Raw genomic sequence first — 25,273 nt, forward strand, 5'->3', positions numbered from 1 at the left:
GACCTGCTGTACGGGCTCACACCGGTGGATGGACCAGTTCCGGTGGGGAGTTGTACTCGCATGATCGGCTCGCGACGACGGCCACAGAAGAACGCTTCGGCGCGAAAGCTGGTGGGGGCGCTACTGGCCCTCCACCGGGAGGCGGCGGGGTTCACGCAGAGAACCTTGGCTGATCGCGTCGCCGCCAGCGAGGACCACATCGCTTCCATCGAACAGGGGCGGCGCGCCCTGAAGATGGATATGGCGGTGCTGCTGGACGAAATCCTGAGCACCCGCCGGACGTTGGAGACTGCGGTCGACAATATGCCGGAGGTCGATCTGGTACCCAGGTTCGCTGAGGAGTACCTGGACCGGGAGAGAGAAGCCCTCTCGATTTCCTGGTACGAAGCCTTCGTCGTGCCCGGACTGCTGCAAACGGAAGCGTATGCCCGGGCTGTGTTCCGCAGCCGCGTGCCGGTGTACGACGAGGACAGCATCGAGCAGCTTGTCGCGATGCGCATCGAGCGACGGGAGATCCTGCATCGCAAGCAGCCGCCGATGGCGAACTTCGTGATCTGGGAAGCAATGCTGTCCGACCGATTGGGTGGCCCCAACGTGCACGTTGAGCAAGTACGCCATCTGCGCAAGTGTGCCGACCTTCCCGGCGTCTCCCTGCAGATCCTGCCTCTGGGCCGCACCACGCACGCCGCCCTCGATGGCCCGTTCATCCTGCTGGAGACACCTGACCATCAGCGGCTCGCCTACACCGAGACTCAGCGCGGCAGCCATCTGATCGCCGACCTCGACGAGGTGGCGATCCTGAATCAGAAGTATGCGATGCTGCGGACCCATGCCCGAGATCCCGAGGAGACCAAGGGCCTGTTGGACCGACTGCTAGGAGAGTAATGGGTGGCAGCACCGCACTTGATTGGTACAAGTCCAGCTACAGCGGCAGCGAGGGCGGCGCCTGCCTGGAAGCCGCTTACCAGTGGCATAAGTCGAGCTACAGCAGCGGCGAAGGCGGCGCCTGCTTGGAGGTCACGCGCAACTGTCGCAAGTCCAGCCACAGTGGCAGCGACGGCGGCAACTGTGTGCAGGTAGCGGCAACCGTCGCCACCGTGCACATCCGCGACTCCAAGAACCCGCGCGGAGCGCACCTCATCATCTCCCCCGCCACCTGGACCGCGTTCCTCACGCTTCCCCAGGAAACTCGCGGCTGACCTCACTGCGTGCGCAACCGCTCTGCGATGCCTCGCCATGTCGTCGTAAGCCACCTCATCGCCGGCCCCGACGATGTGGCGATCCTGACCTACAGGTATGGGAGGCTGCGGTCCATGACCCCTACCGCTCACAACTCAGCAGGGAATACGCGCCTGTTGACTGTTGCCAGGAGAGAGATGGGTAACGGCACCGCGCCCGAGTGGTTCAAGTCCAGCTACAGCGACGACGAAGGGCAGGCCTGCCTGGAGATAGCCGAAGCCCCCGCCGTCGTCCACATCCGGGACTCCAAAACCCCAGAGGCCCCGCACCTCACTGTCACGTGCACCGCCTGGACCGCCTTCCTGGCGCACCGGCAAGCCTGACCGGCACATGCGCTACTACATCTACCTCTCCACCGCCAAGGTGGACATGCTGTACGAGCAGATCCCGCCCAAGCTGCTCAAACGCCTCGCCGTCGAGGCCAAGGTCGACCTGAAGGTGCTCAGCCTCGCCGTACAGTCCCCGCGCACCGAGGCGACCATGTACGACCGGCTGAACATCGTCGAGTCGTACCTGGAGCGGGAGTTCGACGTCAGCTGGATGTCGGAGCCCACCGCCTGGTTCCGAGGGGACCTCGGGCTGCGCGTCGCCGGGTACGGCAGCGTGGCGAGCCCGACGTTCATGGCGGGCCGCGACGGTGACACGCTCGTCGCGCTGATCGGGTCGGCCCACCACCTGATCGGGTACGAGCCCGCACCGGACATGCACCGGGTCGGCTGGTCCGGGCTGCCCGCGATGTTCCAGCTTCTTCAGGAGGACGCGGGTCGGCGCGAGGAACACCCAGGTCGACACACCGTGTTCGACGAGGTCCTCTACTTCTCCGAGAAAATGGAGGTGCCGCCCGTGTACTGCGAGTTCCTCGCGCGTCGGCTGATGCACGGTGCCTTGACGTTGGACGACGGCCGGGAGCTGACCATCGTCATCGGCACGCCGCTCTACGTGGCGATGGCGGACGGACATGGATGAGTTCCCGCCGGTCGGTGAGCTGATGGACATGCGCCTTGACGGGGATGTGGCGGGCCTGTGCCGGGTGGCACGGGCCGAGGACCACCGTCGCGCCGTACAGGCCGTGGATCTGCTGGGCGGCATGGCGGCTCCCGAAGCGGCGGACGCGCTGATCGACTGCTGCGGACGGGAGGGTGAACGGTACCGGGGGGTGCGGATGTCGGCCGTGCGCGCCCTGGGGAAGCGGGGCGAGCGCCGCGCGGTGCCCGTACTGGTCGGGCTCCTGAACCGGGGGCGGCCGGTCGACGATCCCCACACCAACCGCAGCCTGTACCGGGCCTTGACGACCATCGGCGGCCCGGAAGCCGTGGCCGGACTCCTCGACGCCCTGGAGGCATCGCAGACGGACGGCCACCGAGCGGAGCAGATCGTCGACGCTCTCGCCGACCTGCGGTCACCCGAGGCCGTCCCAGGGCTCCTCGCCGCGCTCTGGCAGTTCCTGCCGATCGACCCCCTGCCCGTGGTCCGGGCACTCGGCGCGATCGGCGACCCGCGTGCGGGGGCCGCGCTGCTGGTCGTGGCGGACGCCGCCGGAACACGACCGGACGTGCGCCGTGCCGCTGTCGAGGCCCTGCACTTGCTGCCGTGGCCGCCACCCGTCCAGACGACGGTCCCCGAGAGGCTGCTGAGCCGGGCCCTTCGCGACCAGGACCCCGGCACAGTGCACCTCGCGGCCGAGCTGCTCTCCCAGACCTTCGAGGGTCGGACCCACTTGTTCGTAGTCCTGAAGAGGGCTGCCGAGCAACCACATCACCCCGAGTGTCCACCCCACACCGTCGTCGCCGCTTGCGACCGGGTGGCGGAACTCCCCACGGGCTTCGCCTACGACGAGCAACACCTGAAGTACCCCTACGTCTCCCTGCTCACCTCCCATCTGCGGGAGTCCGCCGTCCCGGCCGTGCGCCGGGCGGCGGCCCACGCGCTGGGTGCCCTCGCGGGCGGGACCGCGACCGCCGACCTCCTCGACGCACTGGACGACCCGCAGGCCACCGAGGCCGTGGCGCACGTCCTCGCAGGCCTCCCCGAACCACCCGTCCACGATTTGCTGGCGCGGCTCACCGATGCCACCCGGAGCGTCCCTCAACGCCGGGGGTCCGCGCTGGCGCTGAGCCTCACCGGTCCCCCCGAGGCCGCCGCCCCACTCCTGGCCGTCCTGGCGGACGACGCGGCCCCGACGGCGGTGCGCGCGTCCGCCGCCGACGCACTGGGCACCCTGCGGCACACGGGGGCCGCCGGGTCCCTCGCGGCTGTCACCGCCGACGAGGAGCAGCCCGGCGCACTGCGCGCCCGCGCCGTACGCGCCCTGGGCCTGATCGGCGCACCGGACACGCTGCCGCTCGTCCTTGCCTGCGTCCGGTCGCCGCACGAGACGGTAAGGGAACGGGCCGTGCAGGCACTGGGCTCGTTCCCCGTGCCCGAGGCCGCCGCCGCACTAGGGGAGCTCGTCGACTCCCGTGACTCCCGTACGGAGGACGACGACGGTGTCGCGCTGGCCGCGCTGTATGCCCTGGACCGGATGGGCGGCCCCGCACTGCCCGTCCTGACAGCCCTGGTCGACCGCGTGCCCCCGGACCTCGCCGGCTACCTCGTCGGGGCACTCGCCGACCGCCCCGAACCCGAGGCGACCGCCGCCCTGGGGCGGCTGGCCACGACCCGTGCGCGCGAGACGTACCCATCCCAGGTGTATGCCGCCGAGGCACTGAGCGAGCGCCGTTCCCCGGAGGCCGTCGCATCCCTGCGGGCACTCGTCGTCAACGACGGCTACTACGGACCGACCTACGCTGCCGGGCTCCGCGGACTGACAGCGATCGGCACCGAGGAGGCCGTCGAGCACGTCCTGGCGTACTGCCGCGAGGCGCGGTACCTGCACGAGGGGCATCTCGACGCGCTGACCGCCATCGCCAACGCCCGCGCCGCCGCCCGCGCCGAGAAGGACGTCTCCTGACCTCATGCGCTACTACCTCTACGTCTCGTCCGCCAAAGTGGACATGCTGTACGAGCAGATCCCGCCCAAGCTGCTCAAACGCCTCGCCGTCGAGGCGAAGGTCGACCTGAAGGTGCTCAGCCTCGCCGTACAGTCCCCGCGTACCGAAGCGACCACGTACGACCGGCTGAACATCGTCGAGTCGTACCTGGAGCGGGAGTTCGACGTCAGCTGGATGTCGGAGCCCACCGCCTGGTTCCGAGGGGACCTCGGGCTGCGCGTCGCCGGGTACGGCGAGGTGAACAGGCCGACGCTGATGACGGGCCAGGACGGGGACACGGTCGTCGCGCTCATCGGGTCCGCGCACCACCTGGTGGGCTATCAGGCGCCGCCGGAGATGGGCCGCATCGGCTTCTCCGGGCTGCCGTCGCTCTTCCGGCTGTTGCGGGACACGCCTCCGGAGTGGGAGGACCACTTCAACGTGCGCTCGCGCGGCGGCCGGATGCCGAGTCGGGGTGGCGTCGCCCAGGATGTGCTGCGGGCCGCCGAGACGCTGACGGTGCCGCCGATGTACTGCGAGTTCCTGGCGCGGCAGTTGATGTGTTCCACGGTGACGCGGGAGGACGGCAAGGAGCTGACGATTCTCGTCGGGACACCGCTGTACGTGGCGATGTCAGACGAGGCGCACGTGGTCGAGGGGGTCTGAGTGGCGGCGGCGGAGGCTGCGTCGGTCGCCGATCTGGTGCGGATGCGGATGGACGGTGATGTCCAGGGGCTGTGCCGGGCCACGCGGTCCGGGGAGCATGCGGTCCGGCTGCACGCCACCGAACTGCTCGGCAGCAGCACGGGTTCGCCGGAAGTCGTCGAGACGCTGCTCACGTGCCTGCGGCGGCGGGGCGACCCCTATCCCGGGGTGCGCTGGCAGGCGGCCAGGGCGCTGGGGCGGCTGCGGGTGCGCCGGGCGGTGCCCGAGCTGCTGGTGCTGCTCGGCGAGTCACGCGACGACCGCGATCAGCTGGACGGGCCCGTGGTCGAGGCCCTGGTCGCCATCGGCGGGCCGGAGGCCGTGCGGGGACTCGTCGGGCTGTGCGGCGAGTTGGCGACCGGCCATGGGTACTGGACGATACGTGTGCTGGACGCGCTGGCCGTGCTGCGGCCGCCGGAGGCCGTGCACCCGCTGCTCGTCGCGCTCTGGGAGTACCTGCCCGAGCGGGCGGAGCCCGTGGTGCGGACGCTCGGCGCGATCGGGGACCCGCGCGCCACCTCCGCCCTCCTGAACCTCGCGCACACCCCCTCCCCCGGTACCCATCTGCGACTCGCCGCCGTCAGGGCGCTGCACGCGCTGCCCGACATCGACTGGCCGTCGGCTCACTGGTGGCCGCCCGCCGAGACCCTGCTGCACGCCCCGCAGCGCGACCCGGACCCGGAGACGGCCCGCCTCGCGACGGCGCTCCTTTCCAGGACGGAGGACGGCAGGGCCCATCTGTGGGACGTGCTCCGCCGAGCGGCGGGGTCGCGGGACCCCGAGTGCCCGCCCCACGCCGTGGCCGCGGCCTGCGACGGCATCGCGGCGGAGCCCGCCCTCTTCGCCGTACCGGAACGGGACGAACACATCGCCCTGCTGCGGCACCACCTGCGCGAGGCGCCGGCACCGCCCGTGCGCCGGGCCGCCGCCGAGGCCCTCGCCGCGTACGCGGGAACGGAGGCGGCCGGTCCACTCCTGGCGGCGCTGGGGGACGCGCATATCGGTGACGCGGTGGCGGACCTGGTCGCAGGCCTGCCGGGGCCGCTGCCCGAGCTGGTGGACCTGTGCACCCGGCCGGACGGGCCCGCAGCTCGACGGGCGGGCGCGGCACGGGTGTCGGGCCTGCGCGGGTGCGCGGACGCCGCCCCGGCCCTCCTGTCCGTCCTGACGGACGACACGGCCCCGACCCGGGTCCGCGCGTCCGCCGCCGACGCGCTCGGTGCTCTGCGGTACGCGCGGGCGGCCACGCCCCTCGCCGCCCTGGCCGCGGACGAGGAGCAGCCCGGCACGCTGCGTGCCCACGCCGTGCGGGCGCTCGGCCGGATCGGCGCGCCGGACACACTGCCGACCGTGCTCGCCTGCGCACGCTCACCGCACGAGGCGGTGCGGGGGCGGGCGGTCGCGGCCCTGGGCGGGTTCCCGGTGCCGGAGGCCGTCCGCGCGCTCGGGGCCTCGGTGACCCCGGACACCGAGCCGGACCTCGCCCGCACCGCCCTGCGGGCCCTGGTGCGGATCGGCACCCCGGCCCTGCCCGTCCTCCTCGCGCTCACGGACGACGTGGACGCCCTGCCCGAGGACCTGGGCGAGCGCCTCGTCGCAGCTCTCGCCGCCCACCCCGAGGACGAGGCGACCGCCGCCCTGTCACGGATCGCGGCGGCACCGGCTCCGGACCGGGGGACCTTGTACGCCACGGCGGGCGAGGGACGGCTCACCACGGCGCGCCCGGCACACGAAGCCGCGTCCCTGGCCCTGCCCGCCCGGGCCACAGCCGGGGACCTCACCCCCGCGACGGCACTCCTCGCCCCCGACACCTGGACCGGCGCCCACGAGCCCGCCGCACACGCCCTGCTGAAGATCGGCACAAAGGAGGCCCACGACCACGTCCTCACCCACTGCCTCACCGGGACGTACCTGCGCGACTGGCAGGTAGCAGCCCTGGACGCGATCGCCGAGGCCCGCGGGGTCCGGCTCGGGCCGTAGCCGGACGACAGCACCCAGGGGGGAAGCGATGACCGCACACCGGCAAGGCCTGGCCACCGAAGAGACCTGGATGCTTCCGCCGGCCGACGGTTGGACCTTCGACCAGGTCGAGCACCTGGAACTGCCCTGCGGCTGGGAACTCGTGGACGGAGTGATTGCGCCTCGTGGGCAGACCAGGTTCTGGCACAACCGAGTACGGGACGGCATCGCGGACGCGTTGAAGGCAGCTCGCTGCGAGCCGTACTCCGTGGTCCTGGAGCAGTGCGTCATGGTCGACGACCAGAACGTCCCGAAGCCCGACGTGATCGTGTTCGACCCCCGGGGACTCGACTTCTTCGAGGTCGAGTGCGTGCCGGTCGACCGGGTCTCCCTGGTCGTCGAGGTGGTCTCTCCGGGCTCACGTCAGGACGACCGCGTCCGCAAGCCCGCGCTGTTCGCCGAGGCCGAGGTGGCGTGCTACTGGCGCGTGGAACTGGACCGGGACAACCGTCTCGGCGTGCACGAGTACTGGCAGCACGCCGAGACCCGGGCATACATCCCCGCCCCCATGCACCCCGTGCACCACGACAAGCTGAGCACCGAGCTGCCCTTCCCCGTCGAGATCGACCTCGCGGCGCTGCTGGAGTTCTGAGGCGCGGCGGCTCGACCGAGGTGTCACGGCTCCTCGGACGGCTCCTCGGGGCGTTCCGGCCAGGTGAGGCCGGAGACCAGTGCGCGGAAAGCCGTGCGGTAGGTGGTGGGGCTGGTGCCCGTCGCGCGCTGGAAGTGGTGGCGCAGGTTCGCGGGGGTGCCGAGGCCGCTGCGGGCCGCGATGCGTTCCACCGGGTCGTCGGTGCGCTCCAGGAGCCGCTGGGCGCGCTGGATGCGCGTGCGGAGCAGGTACTGGAGCGGAGTGAGGCCCGTCTCGGCGCGGAAGCGGCGGGTCAGGCTGCGGATGCCGAGCCGCGCCCGGCCCGCGATGTCGTCGAGGGTGAGCGGGCGGTGGAGGTTGTCCTCCATCCACCGCGTCACCGGTTCGAGGCCGCTGCCGGGTGGGGTGACGGCGTTGTACGCGGCCTCGGCGGCGGCGCCCCGGTCGGAGCGCGAGCCGTCCCGGGGCGGTGTCCCGCCGGTGTCCTCCGGTTCCGCGTGGAGGTGCAGGAAGAGCTGTCGTTCCGTCTCGATGGCCACGGATTCGCCGTGGTCCAGGGTGATCAGGTGCAGACACAGGTCGACGCCCCCGAGCACCCCGGCCGCGCTGTGGAAGGGGGCGTCGGCCACCGCGGCCCCTTCGGGGTCCACGTCGACGCGCGGGTGCAGGCGCGCCAGTTCCCGCGTGTGCCGCCGGCTGGTGGCCGCCCGGCGTCCGTCCAGGAGGCCGGTGGCCGCGAGGGTGAACGTGCCGGTGCCGACGGCGCCGATGCGGGCCCCGCGTGCCGCCGCGGCCAGCAGGGCGTCCACGACGCCGGGCGGGGGCGCGGCACGGAAGCCCTCGTGTCCGGGCAGGAGCACCGTGTCGGCGTCGTCGAGACCCTCCAGGCCCCAGGGCGTGTCGATCCCGAAGGGCGCGGGCCCGCCCGTGCCGCGGAACCCCAGCCCCGCGCAGACCCGCACCTCGTACGCGACCGGGTGGTGGTGCCTGGCGGCCGTGGCGAAGGCCAGTCCGGGGGCGGTGAGCTGGTGCCCCGGGACCCCGTCGAGGGCGAGGACGGCGATCACTGACATGTCCAGAATTTAGCCCAGGGTGACATCACAGCCGCTGTTGGCGGAGGCCGCCCGCGAAGGAGGATCGCAGGGCGGAGGGACGAAGGCGGACAGACGCCTCACCCCCCGCGCAGCACCGCCACTCTCTGCGAACTTTGCGAAAGGCACGTTCATGCACGTCACGGACACCTCTCCCGTCCCCGGGACCCCTTCTTCCGACCTCGCCGCCCCCTCCCGGCGGAGCTCGCGCCGACTGCTCGCCCGGGGCGCCGCGGCGCTCGGCGCGACCGCGCTTCTCGGCGTCACGGTCATGACAGGCAGCGCGAGCGCCATCGTCAACGGAGAGGACGCCACGCAGCACTACTCGTACATGGCGACGGTGCCGGTCAAGGAGTTCGGCGCCCAGTGCGGGGCGACACTGGTCGACTCCCGGTGGGTCCTCACGGCAGCGCACTGCGTCAACCCCGAGCTGGCCACGTTGACCGGCAAGATCCGCGTCGGCAGCGACCACCGGACGACCGGTGGGTCCGTCCGGAACATCGACAAGATCGTCACCGCGCCCGGCTATGTGCAGGACATGACGGGCACCACGCACAACAAGAACGACCTCGCGCTGATCCGCCTGGACCGTCCCGTCTCCCAGAAGCCCGTCCGCATCGCCGACAAGGCGGGGCCGGTCGGCACGCCGACCCGCATCCTCGGCTACGGCACGGTCGTCGAGGCGCCGTCCCTGGAGGACGCGAAGTTCCCGAACCGCCTCCAGCAACTGGACACGCGCCGGGGCGCGGCGAGCGAGTGCGCCCCCGGCTGGGCGGACAAGACGCGGCTGTGCACCATCAGCCAGAAGCCGAAGGCCATGGCGTGCAACGGCGACTCCGGCGGCCCGCAGCTCCAACGCGCGAAGAACGGCCGCTGGGAGCTGATCGGTGCCACGTCCGGTCCCGGCAGCCCCCGCGAGGGCTGCGCGACGGGGCCGGGCCTCTACTCCAACGTGCCCGCCTTCAAGAGCTGGATCCACAAGACGATCCACAAGGACGGCTGACCGGCCGACTGCCGACACCGGCCGGTGTCCCGGATGGTTGGATTCCCGACATGTCAGTGATCGCGGTCCTCGCGCTCGACGGGGCCCCGGGCCATCACCTCACCACGCCCGGCCTCGTCCTCGGTACCGCCTGTCGCGGGTTCCCCGAGGTGTCCTACGAGGTCAGGCTCTGCACGGCACCCGGGTTCCGGGGGACCGGCGGCCCGGGTCCCGCGCTCGCCCTCCGTCCGCCGTACGGCCTTGACGGAGTGGCGGACGCCGACGTCGTCCTGGTTCCCGGGCACGGCGGCCCCCGTGCCGGGCAGCCCCCCGAGGGCGTCACCGCCGCGCTGCGTGCGGTGGCGGCCCGGGGCGGCCGTCTCGCCGCCGTCGGCACCGGTACGTTCACGCTCGCGGCCACCGGCCTCCTCGACGGCCGCCGGGCCACGACCGGCTGGCGGCACGTGGAGGAACTGGCCGCGCTGTACCCGCGTATCGACGTCGATCCGGTCGGTACGGTCGTCGAGGACGGGCCGTTCTGCACGGCGGCCGGGGTCTTCGGGGGCATGGACGTCTGTCTGCGGCTGCTGGCCCGCGACCACGGCCGACGGGTCGCCGGGGAGACGTCACGGGAACTGATCACTCCGCTGCACGGGGACGCGGACAGCGTCCAGGAGGCCATCGACCGCACAGTCGCCGAGAGCGCGGGACTCGACCCGACCCTGCGGTGGATCGACACGCGTCTGCACCTCCCCCTCACGCTCCCCGAGATCGCCGCCCACGCGCGCACGAGCACCAGCGGCGTGACGCGCCGCTTCCGCGCCCACACCGGGCTCAGCCCGCTCCAGTACGTGCTGCGGGCGCGCCTGCACGAGGCGATGCGGCTGCTGCGGGAGACGGACACCCCCGTCGAAGGTGTCGCGGACGCCACGGGCTTCACCTCGCCCGCCGCCCTGCGCCGCCACTTCCGCGCACTCACCGGGACCACCCCCAGCGCCTACCGGCGATCCCACACCCCGTGAGCGGGCCCGAGGCGCAGGAAGTCTCCGGCTGGCGGAGGAACGGCATCGCTCACTAAGATCCCGGCAGCATCGCGTGCCGGTCACCGTCCGGGTGAGGCATGGAGGTGCGGGAGATGCCCTCGGAGGCATTCCTTGGCAGTACAGCTCAATCACACGATCGTCCACGCCCGGGACAACCGGGAGTCCGCCGCCTTCTTCGCGGAGCTCCTGGGAGTCGTTGTCACCGCCGAATGGGGCCCGTTCATCGCGGTCGAACTCGCGAACGGCGTCACGCTCGACTTCGCCACCATCCCCGCGGACAGGATCACGCCGCAGCACTACGCCTTCCTCGTGTCCGAGGAGGAGTTCGACGCTGCGTACGAGAAGATCACGGCGCGCGGCACCGAACACTGGGCCGACCCGCACATGAAGCAGCCCGGACAGATCAACCGCAATGACGGCGGCAAGGGGGTCTACTTCACGGACCCCGCGGGCCACTACTTGGAGTTGATCACCGTGCCGTACGGCGGCTGGCCGGAGCGGTAGCGGGCACGGGCGGGTTGCACTCCCCCCACAGGTAGTGCAACCCCCCGGCTCCTCGCCCTCCCATCCCTCACAAAAGGGCGAGGGGATCGATGGGGACTCCGAAGAGTACGAGTCCGAGTCCGTCGCCGAGCTTAGGCGGAGCCTCGCATGCTCCGGTATGACCGTCCGGACAAGCGTTATGCCGCCGCGCGGGGGCGATCGGGGCAAGGAGCCGGGCCGCCCGCTCGCGCCGGGCCCCGTCAACACACCAGCACGCCGCTGGGCCGCATCCGGTTTCCGACGGCACCACTTTTTAGATTGTGTCTCGTTTAGGTAAAGGTCTCGGATGAGGTGAGCACCCGCCGCGATCCGCCCCGTATGACACGGCGAACGGTCAACTGACCCTGAAAACAAGGAGATTGACATGGCTCGCAAGACCAGCGACAGCACCCGCCGGGGCGCCACCTCTCTGTTCGTCACCCTCGTCGCGGCGAGCGTGCTCGCCGTGCCCGCGGTGGCCTCCGCGGCGCAGCCGGGCGGTGCGGATGCTTCCGGCGAGCGGGTGGGGAGCGGACAGCGGGGCGCCACGGCCAGCGCCGTCCTCTTCGACGACCGGAACTTCTCGGACAACGGCCCCTCCCAGGGCGTCGCGGGCCCGGGCTGCCAGAACGTGGCGCGTCCGAAGGTGACGTCCTCGATCCGCACCAGCAACAAGCTCAAGGTCTGGGCGGGCCGCAACTGCTCCGGTGCCTCCAAGGTCATCAACGGTGACATCGCGAACCTGGCCACGATCGGCTTCGACAACCGGATCGTCTCCCTGCGCTTCCTCTGACGAGTACCCGCTGCGCCAACGCGACGTGCCCCGCACGGCCCGTGCCGTGCGGGGCACCCTCACAGCTGCCGCCGGCAGGTCATGCCCGAGCCGAAGCCCGACTCCGGCGGCAGGCACTCCCGCTCACAGTTCGCCGCCCGTCACCTTCCGCCGGGCCAGGTAGCCGACCCCCCAGATGGCGGCGAAGAGCGCCACAAGGCCGAGGCCCGCCGGTTTCCCGGCGAAGGTCAGGGCCAGACCGACGCCCGCGCCGCACACCAGGAGCACCGTGGCGAGCGTGAAGAGCAGGGAGGACGTCTTCTTTCTCCCGAAGTAGTCATCCGGCATGTTCCGCACTCCTCCGCTTGCTGGTTCTCGCCGCCCGGCCCCGTGGTCCCGGTCAGCCGACGGCGGAGTTGAAGGTGTTGGAGGCCACCTGTCCGGCGGCCCACGATCCGGCGAAGCACACGGCCTGGCCCCCGACGGCCGAAGCCCCGGCCGTCGCCACGGAACCGCCCAGCATGACGGACTCGCACGCGAGACCGAAGCCTGCGCCCGCCACGAACCCGACGACGTCGCCCCAGAGCCCCTTGGTGTCGCCCTGGAGCACCTTCGCTCCGGCGCCTATGACGTCACCGACGGCTCCCAGGCTGTCCCACGGTGCCAGGCCGCTCGGGTCGATCCGGTTGACCGGGTCGCCCTCCGCGTACAGGTACGGGTTCTTCTCCTGGCCCGAGGGATCGGGCTGGGTGAAGCGGCCGATGTTCGGGTCGTAGTAGCGGGCCGCGAAGTGGTACAGGCCCGTCGGGTCCTGGTAGCCGCCCGCGAAGCGGTAGGGCTGGGAGACCTTCTCGGACGTGCCCGCGCGCTCCACTCCACGGGGGCTGTAGCTGTAGGAGTTGACCCTCGTACCCGACTCGTCGGCGAGCGCGACGACCGAACCGAGCGCGTCGGTGAGGTAGTAGTACGCCTTGCCCCCGGTCGTCATGGAGTTCAGGGTGCCCCCGGGCTCCCGGTTGAATCCCGTGTCGACGCCGGCCGTGCTCTTCGCCGAGAGGCCCAGCGGGCCGTTGTGGAAGAAGGTGTCCCCCAGGCGGACGCGTTCGCTCTGGTCGGTGGAACCGTACTGCCCGTCGTAGGTCTTGCCGCCCACGGTCAGGGACGTCAACTGGCTGAAGTCCGACCAGGTTTCCTTCGTGCGGGTGCCCTCCGGGGTCGAGGCCGCGGCGGTCTCGTTGCCGGACGCGTCGTAGGACCAGTTGGTGGAGTCACCGTTCTTCGCGGTGATCTCCTGGGCGTCGTTGACGGTGTATGTCGTGCCGCGCGGGCACCCTTCCTCCACACCTTGCGAGGTGAGGTTCCCGGCCTGGTCGTAGCAGTACTGCCAGGAGGATGTGAGCGTGGAACCCTTCTCTTCCTTGGCGTAGGAGAAGCGGCCCGCGCTGTCGTAGGTGTAGCTGGTCCTCAGACCGGCGACCGCGTCCGTGCGGGTGCGAATCTTCGTGCTGTCCTTGCCCGCGTTCTTGTAGTCGTAGGTCAGGTCGACCAGGGTGCCCTTGGGCGAGGTGGCTTTGATCTTCTCGGGGCGGCTGGACTTGTCCGGCGTGACCGTCTGCACCGTGCCGCCGGGGTAGGTGGTCCTGGTGCGGATGTCGTTGTTGTCGTACTCGTACGCCGTGGTCCTGCCCGTCGGGTCCTTCAGCTTGGTCAGCTTGTTGACCTTGTTCCAGGTGTAGTCCGTGACCCCGGCCGGGTCCTGGTAGGTGTCCACGTTGCCCGCGGGGGTGTAGGTGAGCTTGGTCTGGGAGCCGTTCTGGAGCGTGCGGACGGTCTCGCGGGACAGCGGGTCGAAGGCGTACTTGATCACGCCGGTGCCGTCCGAGCGCTGGGTGAGGTTGCCGTCGCCGTCGTAGGAGTACGTCACCGTCGTCGCCGGCGCGGACACCTTCACGATCCGGTCCCGCTCGTCGTACGCGTACACCGACTTGACTCCACGCCCGTCCGTGACCGCCACCGGGCGGCCGAGGGCGTCGTAGGTGTACGTGGTGGGCTTGAGCGGGGCGGGCGGGGTGGCCTTGAGCAGGTTGCCCTTGTCGTCGTAACGGAACGACGTGGACACCGACTTGGTGTCGCTCATCGTCGTCGTGACCTTGCAGCGCTGGCCCTCGAAGCCGCCGCACTCCGGGCTCGCGCCGTTGTAGTCGTAGCTGCGCTTGCCGCCGCCGGTGCCGGTGACCGCGACGGACTTGGTGTTGCCCGCCGTGTCGTAGGTGAAGTCGGTCTTCTCGTCGTCCGCGCTGGTGAAGGACTTCGGCAGGTCCGTGCCCGCGATGGTCTGGTAGCCCGACAGGGACGCCGTCGCGCCGGTGGGCAGCTTGGCGGATGTCGGGTTGTTGCGGCCGTCCCAGCCGTAGGCGGTCACGTTCCCGGCGCCGCCGCCCACGCCCATCGCGTCCGTCGCCGTGTCGACGTTGTGGTTCGCGTCGAACGTCCGCGAACGGGAGTGGCCGAGCGCGTCGGTGACCTTGGTGACCCCGCCGTCGCCGTTGTGCTCGTACTTCGTGGCGTGCTGCTCGGGGTCGGTGACCGTCGTCGTCCCGGCGGCGTTCGGGCCCTCGGCGGAGTAGGCGTAGGTGTACGTGGGGCCCGTGTGGCCGGAGCCGCCCAGTTCCGTGGCGCGGAGCATGGACGTGACGCGGTTCTCGCCGTCATAGGTGAAGACCGTGACCCGGCCCTGGGGGGTGGTGACCTTCGTCAGGCGGCGCGAGGAGTCGTACCCGAAGCGGGTCGTCTTGCCCTCCGTGTCGGTCGTCTTCGCCAGATCGCCCGCCTCGTTCAGGTCGAAGACGGCCGTGCGGCCGGTGTGGTCCTTCGCCTGCCACTGGTTGCCGTACGCCTTGACCAGGTCGATCCAGCGGCCCGAGCGCGTCTCGGTCAGCTTGAAGCCCTTGTGCTCCTCGCCCTCGTCGTGCTGGTCGACGGTGATGGTGCCCTTGTTCTTGTCGGCCACCTTGGTCAGGGTGCCGTTGCCGTCGTAGGTGTCCTTCACGCCCGACTTGCGGCTCGTGAGGGTGTAGGTGCCGTCGGCGTTCTTCTTCAGGTCCTTGGAGTAGCCCTTGGGCGTGGTGAAGGTCCCGTCGGCCTTCTCGGCGAAACGCACCGCGTCACCGGTGGCGTCGTACACCACCACCTCGCTCGTGAACACGTGCAGATAGCGCTCGTACTCCTGCCACCACCGCTGGGACACCTTGCCGTACGGCGCGTCCAGCGAGTTGTACGTGCGGGCCAGACGCAGCTTCTGGCCCACCCCGGCGACGTCGAAGTCCGTCGCGGCGAGCATCAGGTTGCCGTTGGACAGATTGACCCGCGCCACCAGGGAGTCGGTGACGCGGAAGTCGGATATCTCGTGCCAGGGCACCGCGCCCTGCCCCTCGGGTACATGGACGCGGCTGTCCGCGCGGGACTTGGGGGCCTTCGCCGTCGTCTCGCCGGTGCGCGCCCGCTCCTTCTGCCCGGCCCGCCACGCCGCCTGCTCCGGCGTGGGCTCCGCCTCGGCGACCGGTGCCACCGGATCGGTCACGCCCACCTTCACCGGCGGGACGTCGAAGGGCTTCTTCGGCTTGCCCCACACCGAAGTGGGCCCGGGATCCGGTGCGTCCGGGGCCGCGAGGGCCGCCGTTCCCGACGCGGCGAGCGCCAGCGCCGCCACCGCTGCCACCAGGCCGTATCGGGTCGATCTGCGGGCACGCCGAAGGGGCGTGCCCGAGGCACGTCTGGACATGTCTTCCCCCACAAGAAGAGACGTCACAGTGACCACAGCGATCACTGGAGGCGCACACGCTGCCACAGTCCCTTCACAGAACGGTGGGCCGTTCCCCTGAATTTGCACGCTATGCACACAGAAACTGGTCAAGTATTGGATTGTTTGCCAGGTGCGGATGGGTGACGCCCGAGAGCTTCTCGCGCCCGGCGCAGGGCTGTTGTACTGGTCTTTCTGCCGCAAGCGGCGTGGTCCGCCCCGGCCGGGGGCGGTGGCGTGCCGGTGTCCGCTACGCACCGCACAAGCGGAATGGCGCAAACGCACGCCCTTGGATGCGGGCGCAAACAGTGGCAAAGCCCTTGCGTCAATCCCCCAGATCTCGGGATACCGGCCGCCCGCCCGGCCCTGCGAACTTTGCAGCACGATCCACTACAGCGGGAGGACCACGACATGGGGCGATGGACGGCCAGACGCGTGGCGGGACCGGTGCTCACCGTCGTACTCGGTGCGGGTGCCTTCGTGGGCACGGGCGACCCGGCTTCGGCGGAGGGGACCACGGGCGGCGCCGCGGCCTCCGGGTATCTGAACCTGCACCAGTGCTCGTACTACGCGAGCACCCTCGACGACCACTTCAGTACGTTCGTGACCCCGAGTGCCGACAACCGGTACGCCACCGGCACCAAGCGCTCCGACTCCGCCGACACCACGGCCAGTTGTGGGCCCGGCAACGGCAATCACGTACCGATCCCGATCCTGCACGGCGTGAAGGCGCTGAACCTCGGCTCCGGCCGCTACCTCAACCTCCAGCAGTGCGACTACTACCGGAGCGCGAGCACCGACCGCTTCACCACCCTGGTGACGCCGAGCGGTGACGGCAGGTACTCGACCGGGACGAAGGTCTCCAACTCCCCCGAGACCAGCCCCACCTGCGGGCCCGGCAACGGCAGCCACGTGCCCAACCCCGGGCTCTCGGGCGTCAAGGCCCTCGACCTGAACGCGGGACGCTACCTCAACCTGCACCAGTGCGTGTACTACTCGGAGCGGCTCAAGAGCCACCTCACGAGCGTGGTGACGGCTCCCGACACCCGGTACTCGACCGGGACGAAGGTCTCCGCCACCGCCGACACCAGGCCCGTCTGCGGGCCCGGCAACGGCGACTACGTGCAGATCCCGATCCTGTCGGGCGTCAGGAGCGTGCCGCTCGGCTGACGGCCCGCACGGCCGAGGGCCGCACCCCTGCCCCGGGGTGCGGCCCTCCTCTGCTGCCTGTGCTGCCTGTACTGCCTGTGCTGCCGGCCTCGCGGCCTCGCGGCTACTTGCGGATCAGCGAGCGCAGCACGTACTGCATGATGCCGCCGTTGCGGTAGTAGTCCGCCTCACCGGGGGTGTCGATGCGGACGACCGCGTCGAACTCCACACCGGTGTCGGTGGTGACCTTGACGGTGCGCGGCGTGGTGCCGTTGTTCAGCTCCTCGACACCGGTGAAGGAGAAGGTCTCCTCGCCGGTCAGACCGAGGGACTCGGCGGACGCGCCCTCGGGGAACTGCAGCGGCAGGACGCCCATGCCGATGAGGTTCGAGCGGTGGATGCGCTCGTACGACTCGGTGATGACGGCCTTGACGCCGAGGAGCGCGGTGCCCTTGGCGGCCCAGTCGCGGGACGATCCGGAGCCGTACTCCTTGCCGCCCAGGATGACCAGCGGGGTGCCCTGCTCGATGTAGTTGCGCGAGGCGTCGTAGATGAAGGAGACGGGCGCGTCCTCCTTCGTGAAGTCGCGGGTGTAGCCGCCCTCGGTGCCCGGCGCCAGCTGGTTGCGCAGGCGGATGTTGGCGAACGTGCCGCGGATCATGACCTCGTGGTTGCCGCGGCGCGAGCCGTAGCTGTTGAAGTCGCGGCGGGCGACGCCGTGCTCCGTGAGGTACTGGCCGGCCGGGGTGTCGGCCTTGATGGCACCGGCCGGGGAGATGTGGTCGGTGGTGACCGAGTCGCCCAGCTTGGCCAGGACGCGGGCGCCCGTGATGTCGGAGACCGGGGAGGTCTCCATCGTCATGCCCTCGAAGTACGGGGGCTTGCGGACGTAGGTGGACTCGCTGTCCCACTCGAAGGTGTTGCCGGTCGGGATCGGCAGGGCCTGCCACTGGGCGTCGCCCGCGAACACGTCCTGGTAGGACTTGTTGAACATGTCCTCGCCGATGGCGTTCGCCACGACGTCGTTGACCTCGGCCTCGGTCGGCCAGATGTCCTTCAGGTACACCGGCTTGCCGTCCTGGTCGATGCCCAGGGCCTCGGTGGTGATGTCCACCTTCATGGAACCGGCGAGAGCGTACGCGACGACCAGCGGCGGGGACGCCAGGTAGTTCATCTTGACGTCGGGGTTGATGCGGCCCTCGAAGTTCCGGTTGCCGGAGAGGACCGAGGTGACCGCGAGGTCGTGGTCGTTGACGGCCTTCGAGACCTCCTCGGGCAGCGGGCCCGAGTTGCCGATGCAGGTGGTGCAGCCGTAGCCGACGAGGTTGAAGCCGACCTTGTCCAGGTACGGGGTGAGACCCGCCTTGTCGAAGTAGTCGGTGACGACCTTCGACCCCGGGGCGAGGGTGGTCTTGACCCACGGCTTGCGGGACAGGCCCTTCTCGACGGCCTTCTTCGCGACGAGCGCGGCGGCGACCATCACGTACGGGTTCGACGTGTTGGTGCAGGAGGTGATGGCGGCGACGGTGACGGCGCCGTGGTCGAGCTCGTACGTCGAGCCGTCGGGGGCGGTCACGGTGACCGGGTTCGACGGGGCGCCGTTCGGCGCGACGGCCGGGGCGTCGGAGGCCGGGAAGGACTCCTTGCCCGCCTCGTCCACGACGTCGACGTAGTTGAGGACGTCCTGCTTGAACTGCTCGGCGGCGTTCGCGAGGACGATGCGGTCCTGCGGGCGCTTGGGGCCGGCGATCGACGGCACGACCGTGGAGAGGTCCAGCTCCAGCTTCTCGGAGAAGTCGGGCTCGGCGGCCGGGTCCAGCCAGAGGCCCTGCTCCTTGGCGTACGCCTCGACGAGCGCGACCTGCTGCTCGGAGCGGCCGGTCAGCTTCAGGTAGTTCAGGGTCTCGCCGTCGATCGGGAAGATCGCGGCGGTGGAGCCGAACTCCGGCGACATGTTGCCGATGGTGGCGCGGTTGGCGAGGCTCGTGGCGGCGACGCCCTCGCCGTAGAACTCGACGAACTTGCCGACGACGCCGTGCTTGCGCAGCATCTCGGTGATCGTGAGCACGAGGTCCGTGGCGGTCGTGCCCGGCTTCAGCTCGCCGGTCAGCTTGAAGCCGACGACGCGCGGGATCAGCATGGAGACGGGCTGGCCGAGCATCGCGGCCTCGGCCTCGATGCCGCCGACGCCCCAGCCGAGCACACCGAGGCCGTTGACCATCGTGGTGTGCGAGTCGGTGCCGACGAGGGTGTCGGGGTAGGCCTGGCCGTTCCGGACCATGACCGTGCGGGCCAGGTGCTCGATGTTGACCTGGTGGACGATGCCGGTGCCCGGGGGGACGACCTTGAACTCGTCGAAGGCGGTCTGGCCCCAGCGCAGGAACTGGTAGCGCTCCTTGTTGCGGCCGTACTCCAGCTCCACGTTCTGCGTGAAGGCGTCGTTCGTGCCGAACTTGTCGGCGATCACGGAGTGGTCGATGACCAGCTCGGCGGGGGCCAGCGGGTTGATCTTCGCCGGGTCGCCGCCGAGCTCCTTCACGGCCTCACGCATCGTGGCGAGGTCCACGACGCAGGGGACGCCGGTGAAGTCCTGCATGATCACGCGGGCCGGCGTGAACTGGATCTCCTGGCTGGGCTGGGCCTGCGAGTCCCAGTTGCCGAGGGCACGGATGTGGTCGGCGGTGATGTTCGCGCCGTCCTCGGTGCGGAGCAGGTTCTCCAGGAGGACCTTCAGGCTGTAGGGAAGGCGTGCGGAGCCCTCGACCTTGTCCAGCTTGAAGATCTCGTACGACTCGTCGCCCACGCTCAGCGTGGTGCGGGCGTCGAAGCTGTTCGCCGACACGACAGTCTCCTTCATATATGTGCGCGTTCCACCGCATCCTGCCGTCACGACTTCCGGCCGATCCGCTAAGGTAAGGCTAAGTTAGGTAACCCTTACCGCCGGATTGGCGATGCGTACGGCTGCGGTGCGCCTCGGCAGATATCTCGATGTCGAGATAACTCTAGTACATCACCACGCGTCGCGACGAGGCGCGCCTGTGCTGTACGCCATATCGCCGCGCCCGCGTGCCCGCCTTCGTCGGGTACCCCTCCAGCATGTGCCGTACCGGCGCGGGCGGCGAACCGTCGGATGTTCCGCGTCCGGTTCGCCGGATGGCCGAATACCGACGCTCCGGGAATGCGTCACGCTCCGGGCGGATGCACAGTGGAGCGCGGCGCCGACGCGTCGGCGAGGCAGCGCGGCGCCGCCCGGGTGACGCGGGCGGCGCGCGCCGCGAGCGAACTCCCGCGTGCGCGGGGGCGCCTGAGGCGCACTCGGGTTGAACGCGCGGGACTGGAACCGGTCACTCCACCAATGGCCTACCCCAGCGCGTGCGTCATCTCATATCTGAGATAGCCTGCGCCCATGGCAGACGACTACCTCGTACGTATCGGCAAGCTCATCCGTGACGCCCGGCAGCACCGTGGCTGGACCCAGTCGCAGCTGGCCGAGGCGCTCAACACCAGCCAGAGCGCCGTCAATCGCATCGAGCGCGGCAACCAGAACATCAGCCTTGAGATGATCGCCCGGATCGGCGAGGCGCTCGACAGCGAGATCGTCTCGCTCGGTTACGCAGGTCCGATGCATCTGCGGGTCGTCGGTGGCCGTCGGCTCTCCGGCTCCATCGACGTCAAGACGAGCAAGAACGCGTGCGTGGCGCTGCTGTGCGCGTCGCTGCTCAACAAGGGCCGCACGGTGCTGCGGCGCGTCGCCCGCATCGAGGAGGTCTACCGCCTCCTGGAGGTGCTCAACTCCATCGGCGTGCGCACCCGCTGGATCAACGACGGCGTCGACCTGGAGATCGTGCCGCCCGCCCGGCTCGACATGGACGCCATGGACGCGGAGGCCGCCCGCCGCACCCGCTCGATCATCATGTTCCTCGGCCCGCTCCTGCACCGCCTGGACCACTTCCGGCTGCCCTACGCGGGCGGCTGCGACCTCGGCACCCGCACGATCGAGCCACACATGATCGCGCTGCGCCGCTTCGGCCTGGACATCGCCGCCACCGAGGGCCTCTACCACGCGGAGGTCGCCCGCGACGTCACGCCCGACCGCCCGATCGTGCTGACCGAGCGCGGCGACACGGTGACGGAGAACGCCCTGCTGGCCGCCGCGCGCAGCGCCGGCACGACGGTCATCCGCAACGCCTCCTCGAACTACATGGTCCAGGACCTGTGCTTCTTCCTGGAGGCGCTCGGCGTCGAGGTCGAGGGCATCGGCACCACGACGCTGACCGTGCACGGCGTGCCGACCATCGACGTGGACGTGGACTACTCGCCGTCCGAGGACCCGGTCGAGGCGATGAGCCTGCTGGCCGCCGCCGTCGTCACCGAGTCCGAACTGACCGTCAAGCGGGTGCCGATCGAGTTCTTGGAGATCGAGCTGGCGGTCCTGGAGGAGATGGGCCTCGACCACGACCGCACGCCCGAGTACGCGGCGGACAACGGCCGGACCCGGCTCATCGACCTCACCGTGCGCCCCTCCAAGCTGGAGGCGCCCATCGACAAGATCCACCCGATGCCGTTCCCGGGCCTGAACATCGACAACGTCCCGTTCTTCGCGGCGATCGCCGCGGCGGCCCAGGGCAAGACCCTCATCCACGACTGGGTCTACGACAACCGCGCGATCTACCTCACGGACCTCAACCGCCTCGGCGGCCGCCTCCAGCTCCTGGACCCGCACCGCGTCCTGGTGGAGGGCCCGACCCGCTGGCGCGCCGCCGAGATGATGTGCCCGCCGGCCCTGCGGCCCGCCGTGGTCGTCCTGCTCGCGATGATGGCGGCCGAGGGCACCTCCGTGCTGCGCAACGTCTACGTCATCAACCGCGGTTACGAGGACCTGGCGGAGCGGCTCAACTCCGTGGGGGCGCAGATCGAGACGTTCCGGGACATCTAGGTCCGACCGGGCCGGCCGGGTCCGCTCCGGCCCGGTCGGCCCGGACGAACGGTTCTCACGGCAGCACCGCGAACCCGTCCAGTTCCACCAGGCACTCCTCGTCCCACAGCCGCACCGTGCCGATCACCGCCATCGCGGGATAGTCGCGGCCCGCGAGGTCCTTCCAGATACGGCCGAGGTCCCGGGCGTGGGTGCGGTAGTCGGCGACGTCGGTGGCGTAGACGGTGACACGGGCGAGATCCGCCGGGGTGCCGCCCGCCGCGTGCAGGGCGGCGAGGAGATTGGTCAGGGCCTTCTCGAACTGCTCGGGCAGAGTGGCGCCGACGACCTTGCCGTCGGTGTCCAGGGCGGTCTGCCCGGCGAGGAAGACCAGGCGCCCACCGGTGGCGACGACGGCGTGCGAGAAGCCGGTGGGCGGGGAGAGGTCGGCGGGGTTGAGACGGTCGAGGCTCATGCGGAGGGGGTTCCCTTCTCCAGGTTCTCCTGGTTCTCGTGGTTCTCGTGGTTCTCGTGGTTCTCCTGGTGCGGCTCCTTGGCCGGTGCCGTGGACGACTCCTGGGCCTTGTACAGCTCTTTGGCGATGACGGTCCGCTGGACCTCGCTCGCGCCCTCGTAGATGCGCGGCGCCCGCACCTCGCGGTAGAGGTGCTCCAGGAGGTGCCCGTGCAGCAGGCCCCGGGCGCCGTGCAGCTGGACCGCGGTGTCGACGACGAACTGGGCGGTCTCCGTCGCGAACAGCTTCGCCATCGCCGCGCGCCCGGCGATGTCCGGCTCGCCGCGGTCGTACGCCGCCGCGGCCGCGTACACGAGCAGGCGGGCCGCCTCCGTGCGCGTGGCCATCTCCGCCACCTGGTGGGACACCGCCTGGAGGTCCTTCAGCTTGCCGCCGAAGGCGTCCCGGGCCGCTGTGTGGGCGAGGGTCGCGTCCAGGGCGGCCTGCGCCATGCCGACGGCGAAGGCGCCGACGCTCGGGCGGAAGCGGTTGAGGGTCGTCATGGCGACCCGGAAGCCGCGGTCGACCTCGCCGAGGACGTCGTCGGCGCCGACGCGGACGCCGTCGAAGGAGAGCGTCCCGATGGGGTGCGGCGAGAGCATCGCGAGGGGCGCGCCCGTGAGGCCCGCGCGGTCGGCGGGCACCAGGAAGGCAGTGACGCCGCGGGCGCCCGCGTCCGGTGAGGTGCGGGCGAAGACGGTGTAGAAGTCGGCCTCCGGCGCGTTCGAGATCCAGGACTTCTCGCCCGTCAGGCGCCACGCGGAGGGCCCGTCCGGGGCGGCGCTCAGGGCCAGGGCCGCCGCGTCGGACCCGGCGCCCGGCTCGGACAGCGCGAAGGCGGCGACCGCGCGCCCCGCCCCCACGGCCGGCAGCCAGCGCCCGCGCTGCGCGGGGGTGCCGTACGCGTGCACGGGATGCCCGCCGAGGCCCTGAAGGGCGAGGGCGGTCTCGGCCTCCGTGCAGACCCGGGCGAGGGACTCGCGCATCAGGCAGAGGTCGAGGGCGCCGGAGGTGAACAGGTCCTCCAGGAGGCCGAGTTCGCCGAGGGCGGCGACCAGCGGCCGGTTCACACGCGCGGCTCCCGGGAGCCCCTCCGCCCCCGCCACCCCCTTCTCGGCCAAGGGCCGCAACCGCTCCGCGGCCTGTTCCCGCAGCCGGTCGCAACGGGCGATCTGTTCAGGATTGAGCGAGAATGCCGTCATCCCGGGCCTCTTCCCTCGTGCGGGTTTATCGCGCACCGTTGACTGTCGTCACCATCACGATACGCTCGTCGGGCCGGCCATCACCACGCCCGACCGGCGCGTACGCCCGACCGGCGAGGGGGCGAAGCACCATGGAGCGTTCAGGTCACGTCGACACCTTCGCGCGCGACCATCTCCCACCCCGCGAGCAGTGGCCGGTGATGGTGCGCGACCGGCCCGAGCTGCACTATCCGGACCGCCTGAACTGCGGCGGCGAACTGCTCGACCGCTCGGCGGACCGGTTCGGCACGGACCGGCCGGCGTTCCGCGCGGGCGACGGCGGCGTCTGGACGTACGGCGGGCTCCAGGAGCGGGTCGACCGGATCGCGCACGTGCTGACCGGCGAGCTCGGCGTGGTCCCCGGCAACCGCGTGCTGCTGCGCGGCGCCACCTCGCCCTGGCTCGCGGCCTGCTGGCTCGCGGTGATGAAGGCGGGCGCGGTCGCCGTGACCGTCCTGGCCCAGCAGCGCACCCAGGAGCTGGCCACCATCTGCGAGATCGCGCAGGTCTCGCACGCGCTGTGCGACGCCCGCGCGGTCGACGACCTGACCAAGGCCGGGGTGCCGGGGCTGCGCGTGACGACGTACGGGGGCGAGGGCCCCGACGACCTGTCCGCCCGTACGCGGACGGCTCCGAAGGACGCGTACGAGGCCGTGGACACGGCGGCCGACGACGTCGCGCTGATCGCGTTCACCTCGGGCACGACGGGCCGCCCCAAGGGCTGTATGCACTTCCACCGGGACGTGCTCGCGATCGCGGACACCTTCGGGCGGCACGTCCTCAAGGCGGGCCCGGACGACGTGTTCGCGGGCAGTCCCCCGCTGGGCTTCACGTTCGGCCTCGGCGGTCTGGTCGTCTTCCCGCTGCGGGTGGGCGCTTCCTCGCTGCTCCTCGAACAGGCCGGGCCCAAGCAGCTGCTGCCCGCGATCGCCGAGCACGGTGTGAGCGTGCTGTTCACGGCGCCGACCGCGTACCGGGCGATCCTCGACGCCCTGGAGCGGTCCGCGCCCGCCCCGGACATCTCCTCGCTGCGGCGCTGCGTCTCCGCGGGCGAGAACCTGCCCGCGGCGACCTGGCAGGCCTGGCACGACCGGACGGGTCTGCGCGTCATCAACGGCATCGGCGCGACGGAGCTCCTGCACATCTTCATCTCCGCCGCCGACGACGCGATCCGCCCCGGCACGACCGGCCTGCCCGTACCCGGCTGGCACGCGCGCGTGGTCGACGGATCCGGCGCGCCGGTGCCGGACGGCGAGCCCGGTCTGCTCGCGGTGCGCGGGCCGATCGGCTGCCGGTACCTGGCCGACCCGCGGCAGCGGGAGTACGTACGCCACGGCTGGAACATGACCGGCGACACCTACGTACGGGACGCCGACGGCTACTTCCGCTATCTGGCGCGCGCCGACGACATGATCATCTCGGCGGGGTACAACATCGCGGGCCCGGAGGTGGAGGAGGCCCTGCTCCGCCACCCGGACGTGGTGGAGACGGCCGTCGTGGGCCGCCCCGACGAGCGGCGGGGGCAGGTGGCGGTGGCGTACGTGGTGCTGCGCGCGGGCGCGGTGGCGGACGCCGAGCGGCTGCGGGAGTTCGTCAAGGCGGAGCTGGTGCCGTACAAGTGCCCGCGCGAGGTGGTGTTCCTGAAGGCGCTGCCGCGGACGGCGACGGGCAAGCTCCAGCGGTTCCGGCTGCGGGAGCCGGGGCCCGCCGCGGGGGCCTAG

General features: G+C 71.0%; 21 protein-coding genes. 15 read left to right on the forward strand and 6 right to left on the reverse strand.

Features of this window, described 5'->3' with window-relative positions; translation table 11 throughout:
- Window positions 1-63: 63 nt before the first annotated feature.
- The 8 genes from GPA10_RS16970 (at window position 64) to GPA10_RS17005 (ending at window position 7,524) form a co-directional block, all read left to right on the forward strand.
- A complete protein-coding gene (locus GPA10_RS16970; RefSeq protein ID WP_425505763.1) occupies window positions 64-885 on the forward strand; it encodes a helix-turn-helix domain-containing protein in 822 nt (273 codons plus the stop codon).
- Window positions 885-1,199, forward strand: coding sequence for a DUF397 domain-containing protein (locus GPA10_RS16975; RefSeq protein ID WP_157166230.1), 315 nt, complete (start codon window positions 885-887; stop codon window positions 1,197-1,199). The genes GPA10_RS16970 and GPA10_RS16975 overlap by 1 nt, the downstream gene beginning before the upstream one ends.
- 177 nt (window positions 1,200-1,376) lie before the next feature.
- Window positions 1,377-1,562 carry a DUF397 domain-containing protein gene (locus GPA10_RS16980; RefSeq protein ID WP_157166231.1) on the forward strand — a complete coding sequence of 62 codons (186 nt, stop codon included), beginning with the start codon at window positions 1,377-1,379 and terminating at the stop codon, window positions 1,560-1,562.
- A 7-nt stretch (window positions 1,563-1,569) separates the two neighbouring features.
- The gene (locus tag GPA10_RS16985; RefSeq protein ID WP_157166232.1) at window positions 1,570-2,205 is read left to right on the forward strand and encodes a DUF7019 family protein; all 636 of its coding nucleotides are present in this window, start codon (window positions 1,570-1,572) and stop codon (window positions 2,203-2,205) included.
- Window positions 2,198-4,189, forward strand: coding sequence for a HEAT repeat domain-containing protein (locus GPA10_RS16990; protein ID WP_157166233.1), 1,992 nt, complete (start codon window positions 2,198-2,200; stop codon window positions 4,187-4,189). Before GPA10_RS16985 ends, GPA10_RS16990 begins: the two co-directional genes overlap by 8 nt.
- 4 nt (window positions 4,190-4,193) lie before the next feature.
- Entirely contained in the window at window positions 4,194-4,874 is a 681-nt protein-coding gene (locus GPA10_RS16995; RefSeq protein WP_157166234.1) for a DUF7019 family protein, read from the forward strand.
- Complete coding sequence (locus GPA10_RS17000) at window positions 4,875-6,893, forward strand: HEAT repeat domain-containing protein (RefSeq protein WP_157166235.1); 2,019 nt, start codon at window positions 4,875-4,877, stop codon at window positions 6,891-6,893.
- 28 nt (window positions 6,894-6,921) lie between these two features.
- Complete coding sequence (locus tag GPA10_RS17005) at window positions 6,922-7,524, forward strand: Uma2 family endonuclease (protein ID WP_157166236.1); 603 nt, start codon at window positions 6,922-6,924, stop codon at window positions 7,522-7,524.
- Between the two features lie 23 nt (window positions 7,525-7,547).
- On the opposite strand, the gene GPA10_RS17010 is transcribed toward GPA10_RS17005, so the two are convergent.
- Window positions 7,548-8,597 carry a GlxA family transcriptional regulator gene (locus GPA10_RS17010; RefSeq protein WP_157166237.1) on the reverse strand — a complete coding sequence of 350 codons (1,050 nt, stop codon included), beginning with the start codon at window positions 8,595-8,597 and terminating at the stop codon, window positions 7,548-7,550.
- 151 nt (window positions 8,598-8,748) lie between these two features.
- On the opposite strand from GPA10_RS17010, the gene GPA10_RS17015 reads away from it, so the two are divergent.
- The 4 genes from GPA10_RS17015 to GPA10_RS17030 all read left to right on the forward strand — a co-directional run bounded on the left by GPA10_RS17015 (window position 8,749) and on the right by GPA10_RS17030 (window position 11,955).
- Window positions 8,749-9,618: a S1 family peptidase gene (locus GPA10_RS17015; RefSeq protein WP_157166238.1), complete on the forward strand. Its 870-nt coding sequence runs from the start codon at window positions 8,749-8,751 to the stop codon at window positions 9,616-9,618.
- A 50-nt stretch (window positions 9,619-9,668) separates the two neighbouring features.
- Window positions 9,669-10,619: a GlxA family transcriptional regulator gene (locus tag GPA10_RS17020; RefSeq protein WP_157166239.1), complete on the forward strand. Its 951-nt coding sequence runs from the start codon at window positions 9,669-9,671 to the stop codon at window positions 10,617-10,619.
- 132 nt (window positions 10,620-10,751) lie between these two features.
- Complete coding sequence (locus GPA10_RS17025; RefSeq protein WP_157166240.1) at window positions 10,752-11,144, forward strand: VOC family protein; 393 nt, start codon at window positions 10,752-10,754, stop codon at window positions 11,142-11,144.
- A gap of 403 nt (window positions 11,145-11,547) precedes the next feature.
- Window positions 11,548-11,955, forward strand: coding sequence for a hypothetical protein (locus GPA10_RS17030; RefSeq protein WP_157166241.1), 408 nt, complete (start codon window positions 11,548-11,550; stop codon window positions 11,953-11,955).
- Window positions 11,956-12,078: 123 nt separating this feature from the next.
- On the opposite strand, the gene GPA10_RS17035 is transcribed toward GPA10_RS17030, so the two are convergent.
- Window positions 12,079-12,282, reverse strand: a complete 204-nt coding sequence (locus GPA10_RS17035; RefSeq protein ID WP_157166242.1) for a hypothetical protein — start codon at window positions 12,280-12,282, stop codon at window positions 12,079-12,081.
- A 52-nt stretch (window positions 12,283-12,334) separates the two neighbouring features.
- A complete protein-coding gene (locus GPA10_RS17040; RefSeq protein WP_157166243.1) occupies window positions 12,335-15,715 on the reverse strand; it encodes an RHS repeat-associated core domain-containing protein in 3,381 nt (1,126 codons plus the stop codon).
- A gap of 429 nt (window positions 15,716-16,144) precedes the next feature.
- Between GPA10_RS17040 and GPA10_RS17045 the strand changes: the two genes are divergently transcribed.
- Window positions 16,145-16,903, forward strand: a complete 759-nt coding sequence (locus GPA10_RS17045) for a hypothetical protein (RefSeq protein ID WP_157166244.1) — start codon at window positions 16,145-16,147, stop codon at window positions 16,901-16,903.
- 103 nt (window positions 16,904-17,006) lie between these two features.
- On the opposite strand, the gene acnA is transcribed toward GPA10_RS17045, so the two are convergent.
- Complete coding sequence (gene acnA / locus GPA10_RS17050; RefSeq protein WP_058849484.1) at window positions 17,007-19,724, reverse strand: aconitate hydratase AcnA; 2,718 nt, start codon at window positions 19,722-19,724, stop codon at window positions 17,007-17,009.
- A gap of 564 nt (window positions 19,725-20,288) precedes the next feature.
- On the opposite strand from acnA, the gene GPA10_RS17055 reads away from it, so the two are divergent.
- Window positions 20,289-21,818: a helix-turn-helix domain-containing protein gene (locus GPA10_RS17055; RefSeq protein ID WP_058849407.1), complete on the forward strand. Its 1,530-nt coding sequence runs from the start codon at window positions 20,289-20,291 to the stop codon at window positions 21,816-21,818.
- A gap of 55 nt (window positions 21,819-21,873) precedes the next feature.
- Here the strand turns inward: GPA10_RS17055 and GPA10_RS17060 are convergent, their stop codons facing one another.
- Window positions 21,874-22,272: a RidA family protein gene (locus GPA10_RS17060; RefSeq protein WP_058849408.1), complete on the reverse strand. Its 399-nt coding sequence runs from the start codon at window positions 22,270-22,272 to the stop codon at window positions 21,874-21,876.
- The gene (locus GPA10_RS17065; RefSeq protein ID WP_157166246.1) at window positions 22,269-23,513 is read right to left on the reverse strand and encodes an acyl-CoA dehydrogenase family protein; all 1,245 of its coding nucleotides are present in this window, start codon (window positions 23,511-23,513) and stop codon (window positions 22,269-22,271) included. Before GPA10_RS17065 ends, GPA10_RS17060 begins: the two co-directional genes overlap by 4 nt.
- A 131-nt stretch (window positions 23,514-23,644) precedes the next feature.
- Between GPA10_RS17065 and GPA10_RS17070 the strand changes: the two genes are divergently transcribed.
- The gene (locus tag GPA10_RS17070; RefSeq protein WP_157166247.1) at window positions 23,645-25,273 is read left to right on the forward strand and encodes an AMP-binding protein; all 1,629 of its coding nucleotides are present in this window, start codon (window positions 23,645-23,647) and stop codon (window positions 25,271-25,273) included.

Origin of the sequence: Streptomyces typhae (genome assembly GCF_009755605.1) — a bacterium.
GTDB lineage: Bacteria > Actinomycetota > Actinomycetes > Streptomycetales > Streptomycetaceae > Streptomyces > Streptomyces typhae.

Bases quoted from the DNA above. Each gene is read 5' to 3' on its own strand.
- GPA10_RS17010 (WP_157166237.1), bottom strand. From the start codon at position 8,597: ATGTCAGTGATCGCCGTCCTCGCCCTCGACGGGGTCCCGGGGCACCAG.
- GPA10_RS17040 (WP_157166243.1), bottom strand. From the start codon at position 15,715: ATGTCCAGACGTGCCTCGGGCACGCCCCTTCGGCGTGCCCGCAGATCG.
- GPA10_RS17030 (WP_157166241.1), top strand. From the start codon at position 11,548: ATGGCTCGCAAGACCAGCGACAGCACCCGCCGGGGCGCCACCTCTCTG.
- GPA10_RS17005 (WP_157166236.1), top strand. From the start codon at position 6,922: ATGACCGCACACCGGCAAGGCCTGGCCACCGAAGAGACCTGGATGCTT.
- GPA10_RS17015 (WP_157166238.1), top strand. From the start codon at position 8,749: ATGCACGTCACGGACACCTCTCCCGTCCCCGGGACCCCTTCTTCCGAC.
- GPA10_RS17070 (WP_157166247.1), top strand. From the start codon at position 23,645: ATGGAGCGTTCAGGTCACGTCGACACCTTCGCGCGCGACCATCTCCCA.
- GPA10_RS17065 (WP_157166246.1), bottom strand. From the start codon at position 23,513: ATGACGGCATTCTCGCTCAATCCTGAACAGATCGCCCGTTGCGACCGG.
- GPA10_RS16975 (WP_157166230.1), top strand. From the start codon at position 885: ATGGGTGGCAGCACCGCACTTGATTGGTACAAGTCCAGCTACAGCGGC.
- GPA10_RS16995 (WP_157166234.1), top strand. From the start codon at position 4,194: ATGCGCTACTACCTCTACGTCTCGTCCGCCAAAGTGGACATGCTGTAC.
- GPA10_RS17045 (WP_157166244.1), top strand. From the start codon at position 16,145: ATGGGGCGATGGACGGCCAGACGCGTGGCGGGACCGGTGCTCACCGTC.
- GPA10_RS16980 (WP_157166231.1), top strand. From the start codon at position 1,377: ATGGGTAACGGCACCGCGCCCGAGTGGTTCAAGTCCAGCTACAGCGAC.
- GPA10_RS17060 (WP_058849408.1), bottom strand. From the start codon at position 22,272: ATGAGCCTCGACCGTCTCAACCCCGCCGACCTCTCCCCGCCCACCGGC.
- GPA10_RS16990 (WP_157166233.1), top strand. From the start codon at position 2,198: ATGGATGAGTTCCCGCCGGTCGGTGAGCTGATGGACATGCGCCTTGAC.
- GPA10_RS17055 (WP_058849407.1), top strand. From the start codon at position 20,289: ATGGCAGACGACTACCTCGTACGTATCGGCAAGCTCATCCGTGACGCC.
- GPA10_RS17020 (WP_157166239.1), top strand. From the start codon at position 9,669: ATGTCAGTGATCGCGGTCCTCGCGCTCGACGGGGCCCCGGGCCATCAC.
- GPA10_RS17035 (WP_157166242.1), bottom strand. From the start codon at position 12,282: ATGCCGGATGACTACTTCGGGAGAAAGAAGACGTCCTCCCTGCTCTTC.
- GPA10_RS16985 (WP_157166232.1), top strand. From the start codon at position 1,570: ATGCGCTACTACATCTACCTCTCCACCGCCAAGGTGGACATGCTGTAC.